The following is a 243-nucleotide window of genomic DNA, read 5'->3' as shown; positions in this document are numbered from 1 at the left end:
GTTTCACTCCCTCAGCCAACTATAACGGATCGGTAAGCATCCCTTATGTGATAACCGACGGTACAGCCACCGCTACCGCCAATGAATTGATTAGCGTAAGTCCTGCCAACGATGCACCGGTAGCCGTAAACGACAACTATACCGTAGCCGAAGAAGGCACCGTAACCCTGACCCCGTTAAGCTTAGATACCGATACAGATGGGGATACATTAAGCATCACCAGCATCAACGGCACAGCGTTAA

The 243-nt window shown here is 50.2% G+C and carries 1 protein-coding gene; it reads left to right on the top strand.

All coding sequences use genetic code 11. From position 1 onward, the window contains the following. A partial coding sequence (locus DMB65_RS22285) for an Ig-like domain-containing protein (RefSeq protein ID WP_165835019.1) occupies window positions 1–243 on the top strand: 243 nt, incomplete at both ends.

The sequence above is a fragment of the Flavobacterium cheongpyeongense genome (genome assembly GCF_003202435.1).
Lineage (GTDB): Bacteria > Bacteroidota > Bacteroidia > Flavobacteriales > Flavobacteriaceae > Flavobacterium > Flavobacterium cheongpyeongense.
This window is presented reverse-complemented; position numbering and strand designations above follow the sequence as displayed.